This window comes from Streptomyces sp. NPDC021562, from assembly GCF_040640875.1.
In the GTDB taxonomy this organism is placed as follows: Bacteria; Actinomycetota; Actinomycetes; order Streptomycetales; family Streptomycetaceae; genus Streptomyces.
In genome coordinates, this window is sequence record NZ_JBFACN010000106.1 from 1 (window position 1) to 1171 (window position 1171).

Annotated in this window: 1 protein-coding gene; it reads left to right on the plus strand. The window is 45.3% G+C overall.

What is annotated here, in order from left to right; genetic code table 11:
* Window positions 1-85 precede the first annotated feature (85 nt).
* Window positions 86-1171, plus strand: a 1086-nt coding sequence (locus tag AB0G52_RS41240) for a GMC family oxidoreductase N-terminal domain-containing protein (protein ID WP_361344465.1), incomplete at its 3' end; no start/stop codon positions are given.

Consider the following 1171-nt stretch of genomic DNA (forward strand, 5'->3'; position numbering starts at 1 on the left):
TGCGGGAGGGCCGGAAGGCTGGGGCGGTCGCCACCCCAGCCCGTCGGCTCCTCGTCGGCCGCAGGGTCAGGCGTACGGGTCGAAGGTGATCGCGGAATTTTATTATGGTGCGAGCAGGCTTGGCATGGATTTCACTCCAGTATTAGATGTACAAAAGCCCGGATACCGTCCACAGCCGAATGCTATTCTTCTCCCAAATAAGGCTATTCATAATTCTTCTGGTGTCACAGATGAGCAGCTCTCGTGGATGGAAGGCTGCACACTTTCTGGGCACTGTATTAACGGGTGCCCTCATGGTCCGTCTGTCGACAAAATTGCCAAGCGCTCAACAAATGTAAGCTATATTCCCCTTGCCTTAAAAACTGGAAATGTATGTATATGGCCAAATACATTTGCTGTGAAGATTCTGACAGAAACAATTGATTCAGAGCTGTGTGCTATCGGTGTGGAAGTAAGGAATACTTGGACAGGGGAGCAGGAGGAGTTAAGGGCAGCAGCAGTCGTGTTGGCATGTGGAAGCATTGAATCACCAAGACTGTGGTTGAATTCGAACTTGCCAAAAAACCAGTTCGTAGGAAAAGGCTTAGTAACACATTATATGGATTGGATAACCGGAATTTTTGATGAAAAGGACTTGATTTCTATTTTAGGGAGCAGGGAAATAAGACCTTTTGTTGGGAATACATGTGGAGCAAGGCTTGACTATCCTGGACTTGGAGCGTTGCAGACAACTGGATTAAGTCCGGGTTTAACTGCTTCCTTTTACGGTTTAAGTGAATCTAGTTATTACTTTAATCAGAATGGACCATCAAAAAATTCATGGGATATAGAGGGAGGCCTCGCAGGACCATTCCTAAGGAAATGGATGGATGAATACCCTCGGTCATTAAGTATATTAGTGACAACAGATGATGAAGTCGATGAGCAAAATGGTGTGACACTTGATCCACTTCTGTCTGACGAAAATGGTTTTGTTCCAGTCATCCGTTATAAAGCAACAAAAAAATCGGAGAGGAAGCAAGTAAAGCTGGCAGGTCTTGCTGCTGACATCCTCAAAAAAGCAGGAGCAAAGAAAGTTCATCGCTCTAATTGGCCGTCAGGTATTATGATTCATATGGAGAGCACGATGAGAATTGGTCGAGTAGTCGATAGCAATTGTGAAGCTTATCAA